General features: G+C 65.1%; 21 protein-coding genes. 11 read left to right on the top strand and 10 right to left on the bottom strand.

Annotated features, from left to right (window positions below):
* Positions 1-39 precede the first annotated feature (39 nt).
* Positions 40-573, top strand: a complete 534-nt coding sequence (locus AC07NT_RS03800) for an FKBP-type peptidyl-prolyl cis-trans isomerase (protein ID WP_498597759.1) — start codon at positions 40-42, stop codon at positions 571-573.
* A gap of 124 nt (positions 574-697) precedes the next feature.
* On the opposite strand, the gene dut is transcribed toward AC07NT_RS03800, so the two are convergent.
* Both dut and coaBC read right to left on the bottom strand, forming a co-directional pair.
* Positions 698-1,147 carry a dUTP diphosphatase gene (dut, locus tag AC07NT_RS03795; protein ID WP_498597760.1) on the bottom strand — a complete coding sequence of 150 codons (450 nt, stop codon included), beginning with the start codon at positions 1,145-1,147 and terminating at the stop codon, positions 698-700.
* 20 nt (positions 1,148-1,167) lie between these two features.
* Complete coding sequence (gene coaBC / locus AC07NT_RS03790) at positions 1,168-2,388, bottom strand: bifunctional phosphopantothenoylcysteine decarboxylase/phosphopantothenate--cysteine ligase CoaBC (protein WP_498597761.1); 1,221 nt, start codon at positions 2,386-2,388, stop codon at positions 1,168-1,170.
* A gap of 112 nt (positions 2,389-2,500) precedes the next feature.
* Between coaBC and pyrG the strand changes: the two genes are divergently transcribed.
* From pyrG to AC07NT_RS03760, 6 genes are read left to right on the top strand one after another with little or no spacing between them, the layout of a single operon-like run.
* A complete protein-coding gene (gene pyrG / locus AC07NT_RS03785; protein WP_498597762.1) occupies positions 2,501-4,171 on the top strand; it encodes a CTP synthase in 1,671 nt (556 codons plus the stop codon).
* A 16-nt stretch (positions 4,172-4,187) separates the two neighbouring features.
* A complete protein-coding gene (gene kdsA / locus AC07NT_RS03780) occupies positions 4,188-5,042 on the top strand; it encodes a 3-deoxy-8-phosphooctulonate synthase (RefSeq protein ID WP_498597763.1) in 855 nt (284 codons plus the stop codon).
* 27 nt (positions 5,043-5,069) lie between these two features.
* Entirely contained in the window at positions 5,070-5,378 is a 309-nt protein-coding gene (locus tag AC07NT_RS03775) for a DUF1330 domain-containing protein (RefSeq protein WP_498597764.1), read from the top strand.
* Between the two features lie 36 nt (positions 5,379-5,414).
* Positions 5,415-6,698, top strand: coding sequence for a phosphopyruvate hydratase (gene eno / locus AC07NT_RS03770; protein WP_498597765.1), 1,284 nt, complete (start codon positions 5,415-5,417; stop codon positions 6,696-6,698).
* 8 nt (positions 6,699-6,706) lie between these two features.
* Positions 6,707-6,982, top strand: coding sequence for a septum formation initiator family protein (locus tag AC07NT_RS03765; RefSeq protein ID WP_498597766.1), 276 nt, complete (start codon positions 6,707-6,709; stop codon positions 6,980-6,982).
* A 7-nt stretch (positions 6,983-6,989) separates the two neighbouring features.
* Positions 6,990-7,403 carry a hypothetical protein gene (locus tag AC07NT_RS03760; RefSeq protein WP_498597767.1) on the top strand — a complete coding sequence of 138 codons (414 nt, stop codon included), beginning with the start codon at positions 6,990-6,992 and terminating at the stop codon, positions 7,401-7,403.
* Here the strand turns inward: AC07NT_RS03760 and hslO are convergent.
* The 3 genes from hslO to AC07NT_RS03745 all read right to left on the bottom strand — a co-directional run bounded on the left by hslO (position 7,357) and on the right by AC07NT_RS03745 (position 9,796).
* Entirely contained in the window at positions 7,357-8,343 is a 987-nt protein-coding gene (gene hslO / locus AC07NT_RS03755) for an Hsp33 family molecular chaperone HslO (protein ID WP_498597768.1), read from the bottom strand. The genes AC07NT_RS03760 and hslO overlap by 47 nt on opposite strands.
* A gap of 15 nt (positions 8,344-8,358) precedes the next feature.
* Positions 8,359-8,883: a gamma carbonic anhydrase family protein gene (locus AC07NT_RS03750; protein ID WP_498597769.1), complete on the bottom strand. Its 525-nt coding sequence runs from the start codon at positions 8,881-8,883 to the stop codon at positions 8,359-8,361.
* A 133-nt stretch (positions 8,884-9,016) separates the two neighbouring features.
* On the bottom strand, positions 9,017-9,796 hold the full coding sequence (locus tag AC07NT_RS03745; protein ID WP_498597770.1) for a ferritin-like domain-containing protein: 780 nt from the start codon (positions 9,794-9,796) through the stop codon (positions 9,017-9,019).
* Between the two features lie 49 nt (positions 9,797-9,845).
* Between AC07NT_RS03745 and AC07NT_RS03740 the strand changes: the two genes are divergently transcribed.
* On the top strand, positions 9,846-11,105 hold the full coding sequence (locus AC07NT_RS03740; RefSeq protein ID WP_498597771.1) for an EAL and HDOD domain-containing protein: 1,260 nt from the start codon (positions 9,846-9,848) through the stop codon (positions 11,103-11,105).
* Positions 11,106-11,114: 9 nt separating this feature from the next.
* Here AC07NT_RS03740 and AC07NT_RS03735 read toward each other — a convergent pair whose 3' ends face one another.
* From AC07NT_RS03735 to AC07NT_RS03725, 3 genes are read right to left on the bottom strand one after another with little or no spacing between them, the layout of a single operon-like run.
* Entirely contained in the window at positions 11,115-11,804 is a 690-nt protein-coding gene (locus tag AC07NT_RS03735) for a glutathione S-transferase family protein (protein WP_498597772.1), read from the bottom strand.
* Between the two features lie 9 nt (positions 11,805-11,813).
* Positions 11,814-12,710, bottom strand: coding sequence for a site-specific tyrosine recombinase XerD (gene xerD / locus AC07NT_RS03730; RefSeq protein WP_498597773.1), 897 nt, complete (start codon positions 12,708-12,710; stop codon positions 11,814-11,816).
* A gap of 13 nt (positions 12,711-12,723) precedes the next feature.
* The gene (locus AC07NT_RS03725) at positions 12,724-13,686 is read right to left on the bottom strand and encodes a tripartite tricarboxylate transporter substrate binding protein BugE (RefSeq protein ID WP_498597774.1); all 963 of its coding nucleotides are present in this window, start codon (positions 13,684-13,686) and stop codon (positions 12,724-12,726) included.
* Positions 13,687-13,820: 134 nt separating this feature from the next.
* On the opposite strand from AC07NT_RS03725, the gene AC07NT_RS03720 reads away from it, so the two are divergent.
* Positions 13,821-14,726, top strand: a complete 906-nt coding sequence (locus tag AC07NT_RS03720; RefSeq protein ID WP_498597775.1) for an AEC family transporter — start codon at positions 13,821-13,823, stop codon at positions 14,724-14,726.
* Between the two features lie 15 nt (positions 14,727-14,741).
* On the opposite strand, the gene AC07NT_RS03715 is transcribed toward AC07NT_RS03720, so the two are convergent.
* Together AC07NT_RS03715 and queG are read right to left on the bottom strand one after the other, a co-directional pair.
* Positions 14,742-15,335 (bottom strand): hypothetical protein, encoded by a 594-nt coding sequence (locus tag AC07NT_RS03715; protein ID WP_498597776.1) that lies wholly within the window; start codon positions 15,333-15,335, stop codon positions 14,742-14,744.
* Between the two features lie 16 nt (positions 15,336-15,351).
* A complete protein-coding gene (gene queG / locus AC07NT_RS03710; RefSeq protein WP_498598505.1) occupies positions 15,352-16,410 on the bottom strand; it encodes a tRNA epoxyqueuosine(34) reductase QueG in 1,059 nt (352 codons plus the stop codon).
* 12 nt (positions 16,411-16,422) lie between these two features.
* Here queG and tsaE point away from each other — a divergent pair, with 12 nt between their 5' ends.
* Complete coding sequence (gene tsaE, locus AC07NT_RS03705; protein ID WP_498597777.1) at positions 16,423-16,923, top strand: tRNA (adenosine(37)-N6)-threonylcarbamoyltransferase complex ATPase subunit type 1 TsaE; 501 nt, start codon at positions 16,423-16,425, stop codon at positions 16,921-16,923.
* Positions 16,920-18,233 (top strand): N-acetylmuramoyl-L-alanine amidase, encoded by a 1,314-nt coding sequence (locus AC07NT_RS03700; protein ID WP_498597778.1) that lies wholly within the window; start codon positions 16,920-16,922, stop codon positions 18,231-18,233. The genes tsaE and AC07NT_RS03700 overlap by 4 nt, the downstream gene beginning before the upstream one ends.
* The last annotated feature ends 1 nt before the right edge of the window (position 18,234 follow it).

The following is an 18,234-nucleotide window of genomic DNA, read 5'->3' as shown; positions in this document are numbered from 1 at the left end:
AATTTCAGGTCCATTCATTAACTGCGACAATTCTGCCCCATGGATATCAATCAGCAATGCGTGGTCGCCCTGACCTGGACGCTCAAGGACACTTTGAACGAAGAACTCGACGTGCTCGACGAGCCGGTGGAGTTCCTGATCGGCGGGCGGGACCTGTTCAAGAAAATCGAAGATGCCCTGCAAGGCCACCGCATAGGCGCCACCGTGGCCCTGCAACTGGAACCCGAAGAGGCTTTCGGCGACTACAAGGAAGAGCTCGTCTTCCTGGAATCGCGCACGCTTTTTCCGGCTGAACTCGAAGAGGGCATGACCATCGAGGGCTCGGCCCTGCCGGCGGGCTGCAACCCGGACGCACCCAAGGACGTGCTCTACACCGTGACCGAGCTCTATCCAGAGCACGTGGTGCTCGACGGCAACCACCCGCTGGCCGGCATTGCCCTGCGCCTGACGCTCAAGGTAGAAAGCGTGCGCGAAGCCACCGAAGAGGAGATCGGCCGCGGCACAGCCGGCACCGGCTTCTTCCGCATCCAGCCCATCGACACCATGCCGCCAGGCAGCGACAGCCTCCATTGAACGACACCGTCGCCCCGCCAATGCCTGAAAGCGGGGAACCCCGCGGAACTGGCTTTGCCAGGCCGCTGGGGTTGTCCCCCTCAGGGGGAGAGGGGGCTACACGCAGTGAGCCCCAACAGGGGGATCAAGTCTTGCCTGTGGAACCGTAGCCACCGGCGCCGCGCTCGGTGGCGGCCGGGAATTCGCTCACCACATTGAACTGCGCCTGCACCACAGGCACCACCACCAGCTGCGCAATGCGCTCCATCGGTTCGATGGTGAAGGCCGTGGGGCTGCGATTCCAGGCGCTCACCATCAGCTGGCCCTGGTAATCGCTGTCGATCAGGCCCACCAGATTGCCCAGCACGATACCGTGCTTGTGGCCCAAGCCCGAACGCGGCAGGATCAAGGCCGCATAACCGGGATCGGCGAGGTGGATGGCGATACCCGTGGGAATCAGCTGCCAGGCATTGGGCTGCAGGGTCACGGCCTCGCTGAGACAGGCTCGCAGGTCCAGGCCGGCACTGCCGGGTGTTGCGTAGGCGGGCAATTGATCCGCCATGCGCGGATCCAGAATCTTGACGTCAATGTGCATAGATGAAGAGGAAGAAAGATTCAAAGCAGCACCGGCAAGCGGCCTGCTATCTCGGCCACGAGCTGGCGCGCCAGCGTGAGCTTGTCCGCACGCGGCAGCTCGGTCACACCCTTGTCATCCACCAGCAGCAGCACGTTGTCATCCTGGCCGAAGGTGGCCGGGCCGATATTGCCCACCAGCAGGGGCACCCCCTTGCGCTCGCGCTTGGCCTGGGCATGGGCCAGCAGGTCATGGCTCTCGGCGGCGAAGCCCACGCAATAGAGCTTGCCGCTCTTCGCGCGCGTACCCTGGGCCACGGCGGCCAGGATGTCGGGGTTCTCGATGAAGGTGAGTGCAGGCACCGCACCGGAGCCATCCTTCTTGATCTTCTGCTCAGCCGAACTGGCCGGACGCCAATCCGCCACAGCCGCGGTAGCTACAAAAATGGTAGCAATCTGGGCCTCTGCCTCGACCGCCTGCTGCATCTCGCGCGCCGAGCGCACATCCACGCGGCGCACACCACGCGGCGTGGGCAGGTGCACCGGCCCCGCCACGAGGGTCACCTCGGCACCGGCCTCGCGCGCTGCGCGCGCGATGGCGAAACCCATCTTGCCGCTGGAGCGGTTGGTGATGCCGCGCACCGGGTCGATGGCCTCATAGGTCGGGCCGGCCGTCACCAGCACACGCTGGCCGCGCAGGGACTTGGGCTGGAAGAAGGTAATCACCTCCTCCAGCAATTCCAAAGGTTCCAGCATGCGGCCGTCGCCAGTCTCGCCACAGGCCTGGTCACCGCTGCCCACCGCAAACACATGGGCACCATCCGCCTGCAGCTGGGCCACGTTGCGTTGCGTCGCGGGGTTGGCCCACATCTCACGGTTCATGGCCGGGGCCACCAGCAGGGGCACCGTCTCGATGGGACGGGCCAGGCACATCAGGCTCAGCAGGTCGTCGGCGCGGCCGTGCAACAGCTTGGCCATGAAATCGGCGCTGGCCGGGGCGATCAGGATGGCGTCGGCCTCGCGGCTCAGGTTGATGTGCGCCATATTGTTGGTCTCACGCGGGTCCCACTGCGAGTGGTAAACCGGCCGGTTCGAAAGGGCCTGCATGGTCACCGGCGTGATGAACTGGGCGGCGGACTCGGTCATCACCACCTGGACGGTGGCGCCCTCCTTGATCAGGGCGCGGCAGAGCTCGGCCGCCTTGTAGCAGGCAATGCCCCCGGTCAGGCCCAGGACGATGTGTTTTCCAGCCAAGTCGTTCATGGCCCGCAATGTAACAGTTTGGCAGGAACTTTCAGCCCTACGGCAGGGCTGTCACGCCCCGACGCCTATAATCTCGCTTTACCACCTCCTCGGACCCGCGTCCGAACCTGACATGACCAAATTCGTCTTCGTCACCGGCGGTGTGGTGTCCTCCCTGGGCAAGGGAATCGCCTCAGCGTCTCTTGCCGCGATCCTGGAATCGCGGGGCCTCAAAGTCACCCTCATCAAGCTCGATCCCTATCTGAACGTCGATCCGGGAACGATGTCGCCCTTCCAGCACGGCGAGGTCTTCGTGACCGATGACGGTGCCGAGACCGACCTGGACCTGGGCCACTACGAGCGTTTCATCGAAACGCGGATGAAGAAGACCAACAACTTCACCACCGGCCAGATCTACAAGAGCGTGCTCGAGAAGGAGCGTCGCGGCGACTACCTGGGCAAGACCGTGCAGGTCATCCCGCACGTCACCAACGAAATCCAGGAATACGTCAAGCGCGGCGCCGGTTACGACACCCCTGAGGCGGTGGATGTGGCCATCGTCGAGATCGGCGGCACCGTGGGCGACATCGAGTCCCTGCCCTTCCTGGAAGCCGTGCGCCAGCTGAGCCTGCGCCTGGGACCGAACAATGCGGCCTTTGTGCACCTGACCTACGTGCCCTGGATCGCCGCCGCCGGCGAACTCAAGACCAAACCCACCCAGCACACCGTGCAGAAGCTGCGCGAAATCGGTATCCAGCCCGACGCTCTGCTGTGCCGTGCCGACCGCTCCATCCCCGATGACGAGCGCGAGAAGATTTCGCTCTTCACCAATGTGGCGCAGTGGGGCGTGATCTCCATGCCCGACGTGGACACCATCTACAAGGTACCGCGCGTGCTGCACGAGCAGGGCCTGGACGGCCTGATCTGCGACAAGCTGCGCCTGAACACCCCGCCGGCCAATCTCAAGCGCTGGGACTCGCTGGTCTACGAGACCGAACACCCACAAGGTGAAGTCACCATCGCGATGGTGGGCAAGTACGTGGACCTGTCCGACAGCTACAAGTCGGTCAACGAGGCCCTGCGCCACGCCGGCATGAAGAACCATGTGCGCGTGAAGATAGAGCACGTGGATTCGGAAACCATCACCGATGAGACCCTCGCGCGCCTGGCCAAGTACGACGCCATCCTGGTGCCCGGCGGCTTCGGCAAGCGCGGCATCGAAGGCAAGATCAGCACCGCGCGTTATGCCCGCGAGCACAAGGTGCCCTACCTGGGCATCTGCCTGGGCATGCAGGTGGCCACCATTGAATTCGCACGCCATGTGGCCGGCCTCAAGGACGCCAACAGCACCGAGTTCGAACCGCATTGCCAGCACCCCGTGATTGCGCTGATCACCGAGTGGAAGGACGCCGACGGCAGCATCAAGACGCGTGATGCCAACTCCGACCTCGGCGGCACCATGCGCCTGGGCGCGCAAAGCTCCGACGTCACCAAGGGCACCCTGGCCAACAAGATCTACGGCGACGTGGTCACCGAGCGCCACCGCCATCGCTACGAAGCCAACGTCAACTACCTGGACACGCTGCGCAAGTCCGGCCTGGTGATCTCGGCGCTGACACAGCGCGAACAGCTCACCGAAATCGTCGAGCTGCCGCAAAACGTCCACCCCTGGTTCGTCGGTGTGCAGTTCCATCCCGAGTTCAAGTCCACCCCCTGGGACGGGCACCCCCTGTTCAACGCCTTCGTCAAGGCCGCGCTCGAGCACCAGGGCGCCGGCAAAAAGAGCCTGAAGGTTGTGGCCTGAGGCCGGAGCAAAGACCATGAAACTCTGCGGCTTCGACGTCGGTCTCGACCAGCGCTTCTTCCTGATTGCGGGCACCTGTTCCATCGAAGGGCTGCAGATGTCCATCGACGTGGCAGGCCAGCTCAAGGAAGCCTGCACGTCCCTGGGCATCCCTCTGATCTACAAGGGCTCGTTCGACAAGGCCAACCGTTCTTCGGGCGCAACCAAGCGCGGCGTGGGCTTGGAGGCCGGCCTGAAGATCCTGGACGAAGTGCGCCGTCAAACCGGCCTGCCCGTCCTCACCGACGTGCACGACGAGTCGCAGGTGGCCGAGGTCGCCAGCGTGGTCGACGTGCTGCAGACCCCGGCTTTCCTGTGCCGTCAGACCGACTTCATCCACGCCGTGGCCAGGTCGGGCAAGCCTGTGAATATCAAGAAGGGCCAGTTTCTCGCGCCCTGGGACATGAAGAACGTGATCGACAAGGCCCGTGGGGCTGCCGCTGAAGCGGGCCTGGACCCGGATCGCTTCCTGGCCTGCGAACGGGGCGTCAGCTTTGGCTACAACAACCTCGTGGCCGACATGACCAGCCTGGCCGAGATGCGCAAGTCAGGCGCACCTGTGGTTTTTGACGTGACCCACTCCGTGCAAAAACCCGGCGGCTTGGGGCAGGCAAGCGGCGGCGCACGCGAGATGGTGCCCGTGCTGGCTCGCGCTGGCGCAGCCGTGGGCGTGGCGGGCTTCTTCATGGAGACCCACCCCAACCCCGATCAGGCCTGGTCCGATGGCCCCAACGCCGTGCCGCTCAAGCACATGAAAGCCCTGCTGGAAACACTGGTCGCGCTAGACCAGGTGAGCAAGAAGAGCGGCTTCCTCGAAAACAGTTTCAACTGAAACCGACCTAAATAGCACCAAGCCACCATGACCGCTGCCTACATCATTGTCGACATGCAGATCACCGACATGGAGCAGTACAAGCAGTACATGGCCGAGGCTCCCGCCGCAGTCAAGGCTGCCGGCGGCGAATACCTGGTGCGCGGAGGCCGTTTCGAGGTCATGGAAGGCCAGTGGCAGCCGGCCCGCGTGGCCATGCTGCGCTTTCCCAGCTTCGAGCAGGCCAAGGCTTTCTATGACGGCGAGATGTACACCCGGGCCCGCGCCAAACGCGCCGGTGCCACGCAATTCTTCAACATGATCCTGGTGGAGGGCGTGGCCGCCCCCATCGCCTGAACACCAAAACTGCAATTTCCAAATCGAAAGGTAAGCATGAGCGCTATTGTTGATATCGTCGGCCGCGAAGTTCTGGACAGCCGAGGCAACCCCACCGTCGAGTGCGACGTCCTGCTGGAGTCCGGCACCATGGGCCGCGCAGCCGTCCCCTCGGGTGCCTCCACCGGCTCGCGCGAAGCCATCGAGCTGCGCGACGGCGACAAGGCCCGTTACCTGGGCAAGGGCGTGCTGAAAGCCGTCGAGCACATCAACACCGAGATCAGCGAAGCCGTGCTGGGCCTGGACGCCTCCGAACAGGCCTTCCTGGACAAGACCCTGATTGACCTGGACGGCACCGAGAACAAGAGCCGCCTGGGCGCCAACGCCATGCTGGCCGTCTCCATGGCCGTGGCCCGCGCCGCGGCCGAAGAAGCCGGCTTGCCCCTGTACCGCTACTTCGGCGGCATGAGTGCCGTGCAGATGCCTGTGCCCATGATGAACGTCATCAACGGCGGCGCACACGCCAACAACAACCTGGACCTGCAGGAGTTCATGCTGCTGCCGATCGGCGCGCCCAGCTTCCGCGAAGCCCTGCGTTACGGCGCAGAGGTTTTCCACGCGCTCAAGAAGATCCTGCACGACAAGGGCATGCCCACCTCCGTCGGTGACGAAGGTGGTTTCGCCCCCAGCGTCGCCAACCACGAAGCCGCCATCCAGCTCATCCTGGAAGCCATTGACAAGGCCGGCTACACCGCCGGCGAACAGATCGCCCTGGGCCTGGACTGCGCCGCCAGCGAGTTCTACAAAGACGGCAAGTACCACCTCGAAGGCGAAGGCCTGGTGCTGTCCGCCACCGAGTGGACCGACATGCTGGCCAGCTGGTGCGACAAGTACCCCATCATCAGCATCGAAGACGGCATGGCCGAAGGCGACTGGGACGGCTGGAAGATCCTGACCGATCGCCTGGGCAAGAAGGTGCAGATCGTCGGCGACGACCTCTTCGTCACCAACACCAAGATCCTGAAGGAAGGCATCGACAAGAACATTGCCAATTCCATCCTGATCAAGATCAACCAGATCGGCACGCTGACCGAGACTTTCGCCGCCATCGAGATGGCCAAGCGCGCGGGTTACACCGCCGTCATCAGCCACCGCTCGGGCGAGACCGAAGACAGCACCATCGCCGACATCGCCGTCGGCACCAACGCCGGCCAGATCAAGACCGGCTCGCTGAGCCGCTCGGACCGCATGGCCAAGTACAACCAGTTGCTGCGCATCGAGGAAGACCTGGGCGAAGTCGCCGTCTACCCCGGTCGCTCGGCTTTTTATAACCTGCGCTGATCGGCCGCATGGGCACACGCTTCGTCCCGGCCATCCTCCTCACCCTGCTCGTGGTGTTGCACGCGCAGCTGTGGTTCGGTCGGGGCAGCGTGCCCAAGGTCGCCAGCTTGGCGACCGAACTCGAAGCACAAAAGCAGAAGAACGCCCAGGCCCAGCTGGTCAACGACCGGCTGGCCGCCGAGGTGCAGGACCTCAAGGAAGGCCTGGCCATGGTCGAGGAAAAGGCGCGGCTGGAACTGGGCATGGTCAAGCCCAACGAGATCTACGTCCAGGTTACCAAATAAGCCCGGCATGAAGCTCGCCGTCGTCGGCGCACGCGCTACCGGCAAGACCCAGCTGGCCCAGGCATTGGGCCAGCACCTGCCCGCGTTGCAGGTCAGCGATGCACCGCCCCCCGAATCCTGGCAACCCGGCGTCTATGGGCGCGTGCTGCTCATGGGCCTGGACCTGCCGGGCAGCGGCCCAGCTCAGCATGAAGAAGATGCGCGCCTGCGCGCGCAGTTGGCGGCGTCCGGCCTGGACTACGGCGTGGTCTACGGCCGGGGCCCGCAACGCCTGCGCGCCGCGCTGCGCCTGATCACCCCTCAGGACGGTCCACTGCCCCGCTGGACCGGACCCTGCGAACGCTGCGCCGACCCCGAATGTGAATTCAGGATTTTTACTGAATTGATGGACTCGAAGGCGGCTGGGCGCCCGCCGTCGTGAAGAGCTGCGCCGCGTCGATGGCGTCGAAGCGGTAGTTGGCGCCGCAGAACTCGCAGCCGACCATGATGGCGCCGCGCTCGGCGACGATCTCCTTGGCCTCGGTCTCGCCCAGCCCCTGGATCATGCGGCCCACGCGCTCGCGGCTGCAGGTGCAGGCAAAACGCGGCGCCGTCTCGCCGGCATGCGGCATGAAACGCTGCAGTTTCTCTTCCCAGAACAGGCGGCGCAGAATTGTCTCCACGTCCAGCGTCAGCAGCTCCTCGCGCTTGAGGCTGGACGCCAGCGTAGCGATGCGGTTGTAGTGCTCGTATTGCTCGGCTTCGAACAGTTCGGCCTCGGCCGGGTTCTGCCCCGCCAGATTGCCCATGCCCTCGATGGGCAGGCGCTGGATCAGCAGGCCGGCCGCCACCTTGTCGTCAGCCGCCAGCACCAGCGTGGTCTCCAGCTGCTCACTCTGACGCATGTAAAGCTGCAGCGCCTGCGCCAGGTTCTGCAGGGGCTGGTCCTTGGCATCCGTCAGCGGAACCACACCCTGGTAGGGCTGCTGGCCCGGCAGGCGGTCCTTGGGGTCCAGCGTGACGGCACAGCGGCCCAGACCCTGCACATTGAGCATGGCGGTCAGGCCGGCGTCATCGGGCACCGGGCCCTGCACGGTCGCGGTGGCACGCAGGCTGAGGTCGGACTGCACCTCGGCCACGGCCAGCTTGACCGGCCCGTCGCCATAGATCTGCAGGATCAGCGCACCATGGAACTTGATGTTGGATTGCATCAACGCGCCGGCCGCGACCATCTCACCCAGGAGGGCTTGCACCGGTGGCGCATAGGCGCCGGTGTTGCTCTGCGCGCGGCGCTTCAGGATCTCGGTCCAGGCGTCGGTCAGTCGCACGACCATGCCGCGCACGGGCAGGCCTTCGAAAAGAAATTTGTGGAGTTCAGACATACCAGCACATAGGGCTCAGCCGATTTTCTTCAAGCCCTTGCGGAAACGCTCGGCGTTGTCGACGTAGTGCTGGGCAATGCGCTGCAGGCCGGCGATCTGCTCAGGGCTGAGCTGCTTGACGGCCTTGGCCGGGCTGCCCAGGATCATCGAGCCATCCGGAAACTCCTTGCCCTCGGTCACCAGCGCGCCGGCACCCACCAGGCAGTTCTTGCCGATCTTCGCGTGATTGAGCACGATGGCCCCGATGCCGATCAGCGAACCGTCGCCCACGGTGCAACCGTGCAGCATGACCTGGTGGCCCACCGAAACGTTCTCGCCCAGAACCAGCGGCACACCCGGGTCGGCATGCAACACGCTGGCGTCCTGGATATTGGAGTTGCGGCCGATGTGGATGTGTTCGCTGTCGCCGCGGATGACGGTGCCAAACCAGACGCTGACGTTGTCTTCCAGGGTGACCTGGCCCATGACCTGGGCGCTGTCGGCGACGTAGGTGTTTTTGCCCAGCTTGGGGGATTTGCCGTCGAGTTCGTACAGGGCCATGTTCTTGTCTCTTTTGGGGATAGGCTCGATTGTAAAGAGCCTTGGCTTTTTGCTCTTGTGTAGGGTTGGTCTTCCTGGCAAGTGGGGTCTCGCCCCGGCTTGCCACGACCAGCAGAACATCAATCAGAGAGGTTCACTCAGATTGAAGGGCGAACAATTCGGCGTCAGAAAAACCCGCGGCCCGCCGCGCATCCAAATTGAACGGCTTCTTCAACTTAGGCGCCTCGTACTTCACCACCAACTCGGCATAGGTAGCCACAGGCTCCAATCCCCGCTGCGCACAAGCCCACGCATACCACCGGTTGCCCGTAGCAACATGCCCGATCTCATCCCGCAAGATGATGTCCAGAATCTCTCCCGCCCGGTGATCGCCAATGGAAACCAGCTTGGTCTTCACCGCCGGTGAAGCATCGAGACCCCGGGCTTCCAGCGTGCGCGGCACCAGGGCCACGCGGGCCAGAAGGTCGCCCCGCGTGCGCTCCGCCATGGCCCACAGGCCATCGTGCGCGGGGAAGTCGCCGTAATCGAAGCCCAGCGTCAGCAAGTGCTCACGCAAGAGCGTGAAATGGTAGGCCTCTTCGTATGCCACCTGCAGCCAGTCGCGGTAGAAGGCCTCGGGCAGGCCGGCGAAGCGCCAGCAGATGTCCAGCGCCAGGTCGATGGCGTTGCGTTCGATGTGCACGATGCTGTGCACCAGGGCGGCATGGCCGCGCGGGGTGGCAAGCGAGCCGGTCTTGATCTGGGTGTGGGGCAGGAGTTGCGGGCGCTCGCTGCGGCCCGGAACACTGGGCGGCTCAGCGAAAACGCGGGCGCAATCGATGGTGCCCAAGCGGTCCAGCGCGGCCACGCCGGCGGCCTTGGCCACGGGGTCGGCCAGGGCCAGCAGTTCGAGGCAGCGCGCACGCAGTTCCATGGTGGCGAAATTATCCCCCTAGAATGCCGGAGAACCCCCGCAGACCCCCATGACCACGCCTTCCGAAGCCCCCGCCACGCCGGCCACCGGCGACCAGACCGCCATCGCACGCCAGGCCATCCTGGACGAGGGCCGCAACGTCATCGGCTACGAGCTCTACGACCGTTCGCTGACAGCCAACGCGCACACGGCGGCCAGCGATGCCGAACTGCTGTTCAACGTGCTGTCCCATGCCGAGCACCAGTCGCTCATGGGCCGCAAGACCATGTTCATCAACTGCACGCACGAAAGCCTGGTCGGCCGGCATCTGGAGCTGATCCATCCCGAGCGCGTCGTGCTGGAGATCCCGCCGCTCGAAGGCCACAGTCCCGCCGAGATCGAGGCCCGCCTGCCCGTGCTGATGGAGGTGCGCCGCAAGGGTTTCCGCCTGGCTTTCAGCCAGGTCATGCTGACGCGCCCCTATGCCGCCTGGCTGCCGCTGGCCAGCTACATCAAGCTCGACATGTCGCAGCTCAAGCCCGAGCTGATCGAGCCGCTGGTGAAGTTTGCGCAGAAGCACAGCACGGCCAAGCTGATCGCCGAGAAGGTGGAGACCGCCGCGCAGCACGAACTTGCGGCCCAGCACGGCATCAAGCTCTTCCAGGGTTACTGGTTTGCCACGCCGGTGCTGGTCAGGGGCCAGACCCTGCGCCCGGCACAGGCCAACATCATCCAGTTGATCAACCTGGTGCGGCGCCAGGCCGAGGTGGGCGAAATCGAGGCGCTGCTCAAGCGCGACCCCACCCTCTCGTTCAACCTGCTGCGTTTCATCAACTCGGCCGGCTTCGGCCTGAGCTGCGAGATCACCTCCTTCCGCCACGCGGTGATGATCCTGGGCATGCAGAAGCTGTTCCGCTGGGCCGCGCTGCTGATGACCACCTCGCGCGTGGGTGGCACCTCGCCGGCCGTGGGCAATATGGCCGTGGTGCGCGGCCGCCTCATGGAACTGCTCTCGGCCGAACTGCTACCGCCCGAGGAGAGCGACGACGCCTTTGTGGTGGGTGTGTTCTCGCTGCTGGACACCATGCTGGGCCTGCCCATGGAGCAGGCGCTGGAGTCAATCTCGCTCTCGGCCCATGTGACCGACGCGCTGTTGCATCGCAAGGGCATGTTCGCGCCTTTCCTGGAATTGACCCTGGCCTGCGAATCGGCCGACGAGGCAGCCTTCGCCCGCGCTGCCACCAACCTGCACCTCTCCAACCACCAGGTCAACTGGGCCCACCTGCAGGCCCTGAGCTGGGCCGAGAACCTGGACCCGGCCAACGCCTGAAGTGCCGGATTAGAACTTCGCGATCACCGGGCCGCCACGCTGCAGCCCACGCAGGTAGGCCGGGCGCGCATTCATGCGTTCGCGGTAGGCCCGAACATGGGGATAGGGCGTGGTGTCCGTGCCACGCGTGAGCGCGGCCTCCACGGCGAAGCTCATCTGAAAATCCGCGATGCTCAGCGCTTCCCCGGCAAACCAGGTGTTCTGCTTCAGGTGCTGCTCCATGTAGGCCAGGGCATCCACCACATTGGGCTCGATCAGCTTTTCGATGACCTTGGCGCAGAGCTGGCGCGCAATGGGTTTCACGAAAAAGGGCATGGGCTGCTGCGGAATGCTGATGAAGACCAGCTTCATCACCAGCCAGTTCATCAGAGAACCTTCGGCGTAATGCATCCAGAAGCGGCACTGGCGGTGCGCGGGCGTGCCCGGCTGCGGGACCAGCTGTGCCAGCTCACCGCTGGCCTGGCCGCCGTAGCGTTCAGCCAGGTATTCGATGATGGCGCCGGATTCGGCAATGGTCTCCCCGCCGTCGGTGATCACGGGCGACTTGCCCAGGGGATGAATCTTGCGGAGCTCGGGCGGGGCCAGGCGGCTGCGCGGGTCACGCGCGTAGACCTTGAGGTCGTAGGGCAGGCCAAGTTCTTCGAGCAGCCAGAGGATGCGCTGCGAGCGCGAGGTTTCGAGGTGGTGGACGGTGATCATCACCCGATCTTAGCCGCGCGGGTGGTGCTGTGCGTGCAGGGACTTGAGGCGCTCGCGCGCCACATGGGTATAGATCGTGGTGGTCGAGATGTCCGCGTGGCCCAGCAGCATCTGCACCGCGCGCAGGTCGGCGCCGTGGTTCAGCAGGTGAGTGGCAAAGGCATGGCGCAGGGTATGAGGGGACAAGGGCGCCGTGATGCCGGCAGCCAGCGCATGCTTTTTCACGATCATCCAGAACATCACCCGCGACATGGCCTCACCAGCCCGCGTTCCGCGCAGGGTCACGAAGAGGTCGTCGGTCTGCTTCCCGCCCAGCAAGGCCGGGCGCGCGTCCTGCAGGTAGCGTTGCAGCCAGTTCGAGGCCTCCTCGCCGAAAGGCACCAGGCGCTCCTTGTTGCCCTTGCCGAAGACCCGCAGCACGTGTTCGGACAGGCTCACGTTGTGGGTCTTCAGGCCTACCAGCTCGCTCACGCGCAGGCCGCTGGCGTACATCAGCTCGATCATGGTGCGATCGCGCACGGCCAGGGGTGTGTCTTCACCGGGCGCGGCCAGCAGGGCTTCGACCTGGGCCTCGGTCAGCGTCTTGATGGCACGCGCCATCTGCTTGGGCGCCTGCAACTTCAGCGTCGGATCGGCGGAGATATGGCGCTCGCGCAGCGCCCAGCGGAAGTAGCGCTTGAAGACCGTCAGGCGCCGGCTGGCCGTGGTGGTTTTCGTTTCACTGTGCCGGGCCGAGAAATACCCGTTGATATCGGGTTCCGTGCTCTCCAGAAGCGTACGCCCGCGGGCGGTGAGCCAACGGGCGTAGAGCGTCAGATCACGACGGTAGGCTGCCAGCGTGTTGCGCGACAGGCCCTCCTCCAGCCACAGGGCATCGACGAAGGCATCGATGGATGCGTCGTCCATGCCCGGTCCCGGATCAGTCGAGCTTGAGGCCGGCGGAGTCGACCACCTTCTTGTAGACCTCGTACTCGGCCTTGATCTGGGCCGCGAACTCGGCCGGTGTATTGCCGATCACCAGCGAGCCTGTGTCCTCGATGCGCTTGCGCACGGCCGGGTCCTGCAGGGCCTGGCGCACGCCGGCGTTGATCTTGTCCACGATGTCCTTGGGCAGGCCCTTGGGGGCCAGGATGCCGTAGTAGGCCATGCGGTTCACCGGCTCCAGCCCCACTTCCTTGAAGGTGGGCACGTTGGGCAACTGGGCCAGGCGCTGCGGCGCAGCGATCACGATGGGCACCAGGCGGCCGGCCTGGATGAAAGGCAGGGCCGAAGGCAGGTTGTCAAAGATGATGGGCACTTGGCCTGCCACCGTGTCGTTGAGCGCCGGGCCGGCCCCTCGGTAGGGGATGTGGGTGATGAAGGTGTGGGTCTGGCTCTTGTAGAGCTCGGTCTGCAGGTGGCCGATGCCGCCCGTGCCCGAAGTAGCGTAGGAATGCTTGCCGGGAGACTTCTTGAGCTCGGCGATGAAGCCCTTGTAGTCCTTGGCAGGGAAACTGGGGTGCACCGCGATCACATTGGGCGTGGCCGCAATGTTGATGATGGGCGTGAAGTCCGTGATCGGGTTGTAGGGGTTCTTGGGGTTGATGGCCGGGTTGGCGGCCGTGGTCGACACGGTGGCCATGCCCAGCGAATACCCGTCCGGCGCAGCCTTGACGGTTTCGGTCGCGCCCACGACGCCGCCGCCGCCGGCCTTGTTCTCCACCACCACGGGCTGGCCCAGGGCTTTGCCCAGGGGTTCGGCAATCACACGCGCGATGATGTCGGTGGTGCCGCCGGGCGCGAAGGGCACCTGCAGCTTGATGGGCTTGTTGGGATAGCCCTGGGCAAAGGCGGTGCTGGCGGCAGCCAGCAGGCTGAGGGCGAAGAGAACGCGTCGCTGCATGGTGAAGGTCTCCTGAACGGATGAAGGATGACTGATTCTAGGGCCGCCGGCTGCCGGCTCTTAGTCGGGTATCCACGTACGTAACACCCTCTGCCAACGCCACCGGAACGGGCTTCGCTGGTATTCTTGCCCTTGTGAACTACGCCCAGCTGCTTTTCCCCGACTTCTCCCTGATCCTGTGCGGTTATCTGGTCTGCCGTTACACGGCCTTGAGCCGTCCGGTGTGGGACCAGGTCGAGATCCTGGTCTACTACTTCCTCTTTCCGGTGCTGCTCTTCCACAGCATCGTGCGCAGCCCGCTGGACCTGGGCGGCGCCTCCAGCCTGATCGGTGCGGCGTTGAGCATGGGACTGATCGGCATCGCCCTGGCCTACGCCCTGCCCTTTCTGCCCTTCATCGGCCGCCACATCGACGCACGACTGCATGCGGCCAGCACGCAGGTGGCCTTCCGCTTCAATTCCTTCATCGGCCTGGCCCTGGCCGAACGCCTCGCAGGTACCCAGGGCCTGCTGCTGATCGCTGTGCTGATCGGTTTCTGCGTGCCGCTGTTCAACGTGGCGGCGGTCTGGCCCATGGCGCGCCACGCCAAGCGCAGCGTGGGGCGCGAACTGCTGCGCAACCCGCTGATCATCGCCACCGCCTCCGGGCTCGTCGCCAATGTGCTGGGCTTCAAGGTGCCAGCCTGGGCCGACCCCACGCTCAACCGCATCGGTGCGGCCTCCATCGCCCTGGGTCTCATGGCTGCTGGCGCCGGTCTGCGTTTTGCGAGCCTGGGCCAGGCCAAGACCCTGGCAGCCAGCGTGTTGACCATCAAGCACCTGATGCTGCCTCTGGCGGCGCTGGGGCTGTCGCTGGCCTTCGGCCTGTCACCGGTACAAACCACCATCCTGCTGGCCTTCTCGGCCCTGCCCACGGCCTCCAGCTGCTATGTGCTGGCCGCGCGCATGGGCTATGACGGGGCTTATGTGGCAGGCCTGGTCACCCTGTCCACCCTGCTGGGCGTGGTGAGCCTGTCCTTCGCGCTGGGCGTGCTGCGCTAGGCAGCCGGACAGCGATCAGTCTTTCAGCAGCGTAGCCGCGAATTCGTGGATGGCCTGGACCTCGGGCTTGAGCGGGGTGAAAGGAATGCCCTCGCGGCGCAGCAAGGCACGCATGCCGCGGTCCACCTCCTTGGCCTGCTCCTCGTCCTGGAAGCGCCCGGTGCGGATGTACTTGCGGTCACCACGCTCCACCATGATGTTGACGTTGTTGTGCTGCTTGTACCAGTCCAGGATCTGCTTGCGGGTCTTGCCCACGTCGCAGATGTTGTCGGGAAAGAACTCGTTGTAGTAAAGGATCTGCGGCAGGGAGGACTCGCCCACCAGGAACTGCACCTGTCCGTCGAGCAGCTCCAGCATATGGAACTGCTGCTGGGCGATCTTGTACTGGTTGCGCAGTGCCTCGTAGTCTTTTTGCCACACCAGCGATTTGGCGTAGTCCGGTATCAGTTCCACCGTCTTGTGGTGCAGGTGCAGGTACAGGATGATGGCGGCAGTGAACAGCGACTTTTCGCAGCCTGGCCCGCCGATGATGTTGATCACCTTCGTCGGGTACATGCGCATCTTGTTTTCCGGCAAGTGGGGCGAGACGTAGGTGTATTGCATGGTCATGTTCCGACTCCGTCACTCAGGCGATGGGCTGTGGTCCGGGCTGCTGGGCCAGGGCCCAGGCCGCGTGCTCTCGCACCAGCACACTCCCCTGCTCCAGCTGCCGCTGCAGTGCCCCGACTATCGCAGGGTCACGCGCCACGCGCAAGGCATTTCCCAGGGCCACCACGATGTTGCGTTGCCAGCGTTCGTGCCCTATGCGCCGGATCGGACTGCCTTCGGTGCGGCGCAGAAATTCTTCCTCGCTCCAGGCCAGCAACTCCAGCAGGCTGGCCCCGCTCATGCCGGGGCGTGGCGCGAAATCCGGCAAAGGGCTGCGCTGCGCGTACTTGTTCCAGGGGCAGATCAGCTGGCAGTCGTCGCAGCCGTAGATGCGGTTGCCCATGAGCGGGCGCAACTCCAGGGGAATAGGCCCTGCGTGCTCGATGGTCAGATAGGAGATGCAGCGACGCGCATCGAGCCGGCCCGGGCCCAGGATGGCCTGGGTGGGGCAGACCGTGATGCAGGCCTCGCAACTGCCGCAATGGTTGCTGGTGGGCTCGCTGGCCGGCAGGGCGATGTCCACGTAGATTTCGCCCAGGAAGAACATGGAGCCGGCCTCGCGGTTGAGCACCAGGGTGTGCTTGCCGCGCCAGCCCTGACCACTGCGTGCGGCCAGCTCGGCCTCCAGCACCGGGGCCGAATCGGTGAAGACGCGGTGCCCGAAGGGCCCTGCCTCGGCGGCCATGCGCTCGGCCAGCTGCTGCAGGCGCGCGCGCAGCACCTTGTGATAGTCGCGACCCCGGGCGTAAAGCGAGACGATGCCCTCCGTGGGGCGTTGCAAGCGCTCGAACTCGATGGCCTGCCAGGCCTCGGGCATACTCGCGCCCAGGTAGTCCATGCGCGCGGTGATCACGCTCACCGTGCCTGGCACCAGTTCGGCCGGGCGGGCGCGTTTGAGGCCATGCGCGGCCATATAGGCCATCTCACCGTGGAAACCACGCGACAACCAGTCACGCAAACCCTCTTCCGCGGACGACAAATCGACACCGCTCACGCCGATTTGGGAAAATCCAAGTTCACGGGCCCAGGCCCGTATCTGGGAAATGAATTGACTGCTGCTGAACGTCACGAAGCCATTGTAGAAACCCGCGTCCTGTCTGACGAATCCGCCACACAGGCCCTGGCCGCCGTGCTGGCGGCGCAGCCGTCCCTCCGCAACGCCTTTGTCGAACTGCACGGCAACCTGGGCGCCGGCAAGACCACCCTGGTGCGCCACCTGTTGCGGGCCCTGGGCGTGGCCGGCCGCATCAAGAGCCCCACCTATGCCGTGGTCGAACCGCACGAGGTGGCGGGCCTCAACATCTGGCACTTTGATTTCTACCGCTTCAGCGACCCGCGTGAGTGGGAAGACGCGGGCTTACGCGACCTGTTTGCCAGCCGCGGCCTGAAACTGGCCGAATGGCCCGAAAAGGCTGTCGGCCTGCTGCCGGTGGCAGACCTGGCGATTGAACTGCAGGTGCAGGCCGATGAGTCGCGCCTGGCCCTCCTCACGGCCCATACGCCTACAGGAACTGCGCTGCTGCAAGGCCTGCGGGAGGCCCACGCATGAAGATGAACCGGCGCGATCTGCTGCAGACCGGCACCCTGGTGCTGCTGCTGGGCCGCGCCCATATCGCGCGCGGCGCGGCCATCGTTGCCGTGCGCGTCTGGCCGGCCGAGGACTACTCGCGTGTCACACTCGAATCCGACACCGCGCTCAAGGCCAAGCAGACCTTCATAGGCCAGCCGCCGCGCCTGGCCGTGGACATCGAAGGCATCGAGCTCAACCCCGCCTTGCGCGAGCTGGTGGCCAAGGTGCTGCCCGAAGACCCCAACATCGCCGGCATCCGCGTGGGCCAATATGCGCCGGGTGTGGTGCGCTTGGTGATCGACCTCAAGCAGGCCATCAAGCCCCAGGTCTTTACGCTCAAGCCGATCGAGCCTTACCAGCACCGCCTGGTCTTTGACCTCTATCCCACGCAGCCGCCCGACCCGCTGGCCCAGCTGATTGCCAGGCACCTGGGACCGCAGGCCGCCCCAGCCCCATCCGCGGCGGCGGCTCGTCCCGAAGTCGACCCGCTGGGCGACCTGATCGCACGCCACGCCGACAAACCACCGACACCCGCCCTGCCCGCGCGCAGCGGCGGCAACCAGACCGACCGCCTCATCATCATCGCGCTCGATCCCGGCCATGGCGGCGAGGACCCGGGCGCCATCGGCCGCAACGGCACGCGCGAGAAGGACGTGGTACTGCGCCTGGCACGCCGCCTGCGCGACCGCATCAACGCCAGCAGCATCAATGGCCACACCCTGCGGGCCTACCTCACCCGTGACGGGGACTTCTTCGTGCCCCTGCACGTGCGCGTGCAGAAGGCGCGCCAGGTGCAGGCCGATCTCTTCGTGAGCATCCATGCCGACGCCTTCTACACGCCGCGCCCGCAAGGCGCCAGTGTGTTCGCACTGAGCCACGGTGGTGCGTCGAGCAGCGCAGCGCGCTGGATGGCAGCCAAGGAAAACAAGGCCGACCAGATCGGCGGCATCAACGTGCAGACCAAGGACGCCCAGGTACAACGCGCCATGCTGGACATGAGCACCAGTGCCCAGATCAAGGACAGTCTGCAGCTCGGCGGCACCCTGCTCAGCGAGATCGGCCGCGTGGGCAAGCTGCACAAACCGCGTGTGGAGCAGGCCGGTTTTGCCGTGCTCAAGGCGCCCGACATTCCCAGCGTGCTGGTGGAAGCCGCCTTCATCAGCAACCCGGAGGAAGAATCCAAGCTCAACAGCGACCGCTACCAGGAGCAGCTGGCCGATGCGCTGATGCGCGGCATCGAGGGCTATTTCGCCAAGAACCCGCCGCTGGCGCGCAACCGCAGCGTCTAGA

It is taken from the genome of Hylemonella sp. GW821-FHT10B10 (genome assembly GCF_059415585.1).
The sequence above is the reverse complement of the archived record's forward strand: the minus strand, read 5'-3'. Positions and strand labels throughout refer to the sequence as shown.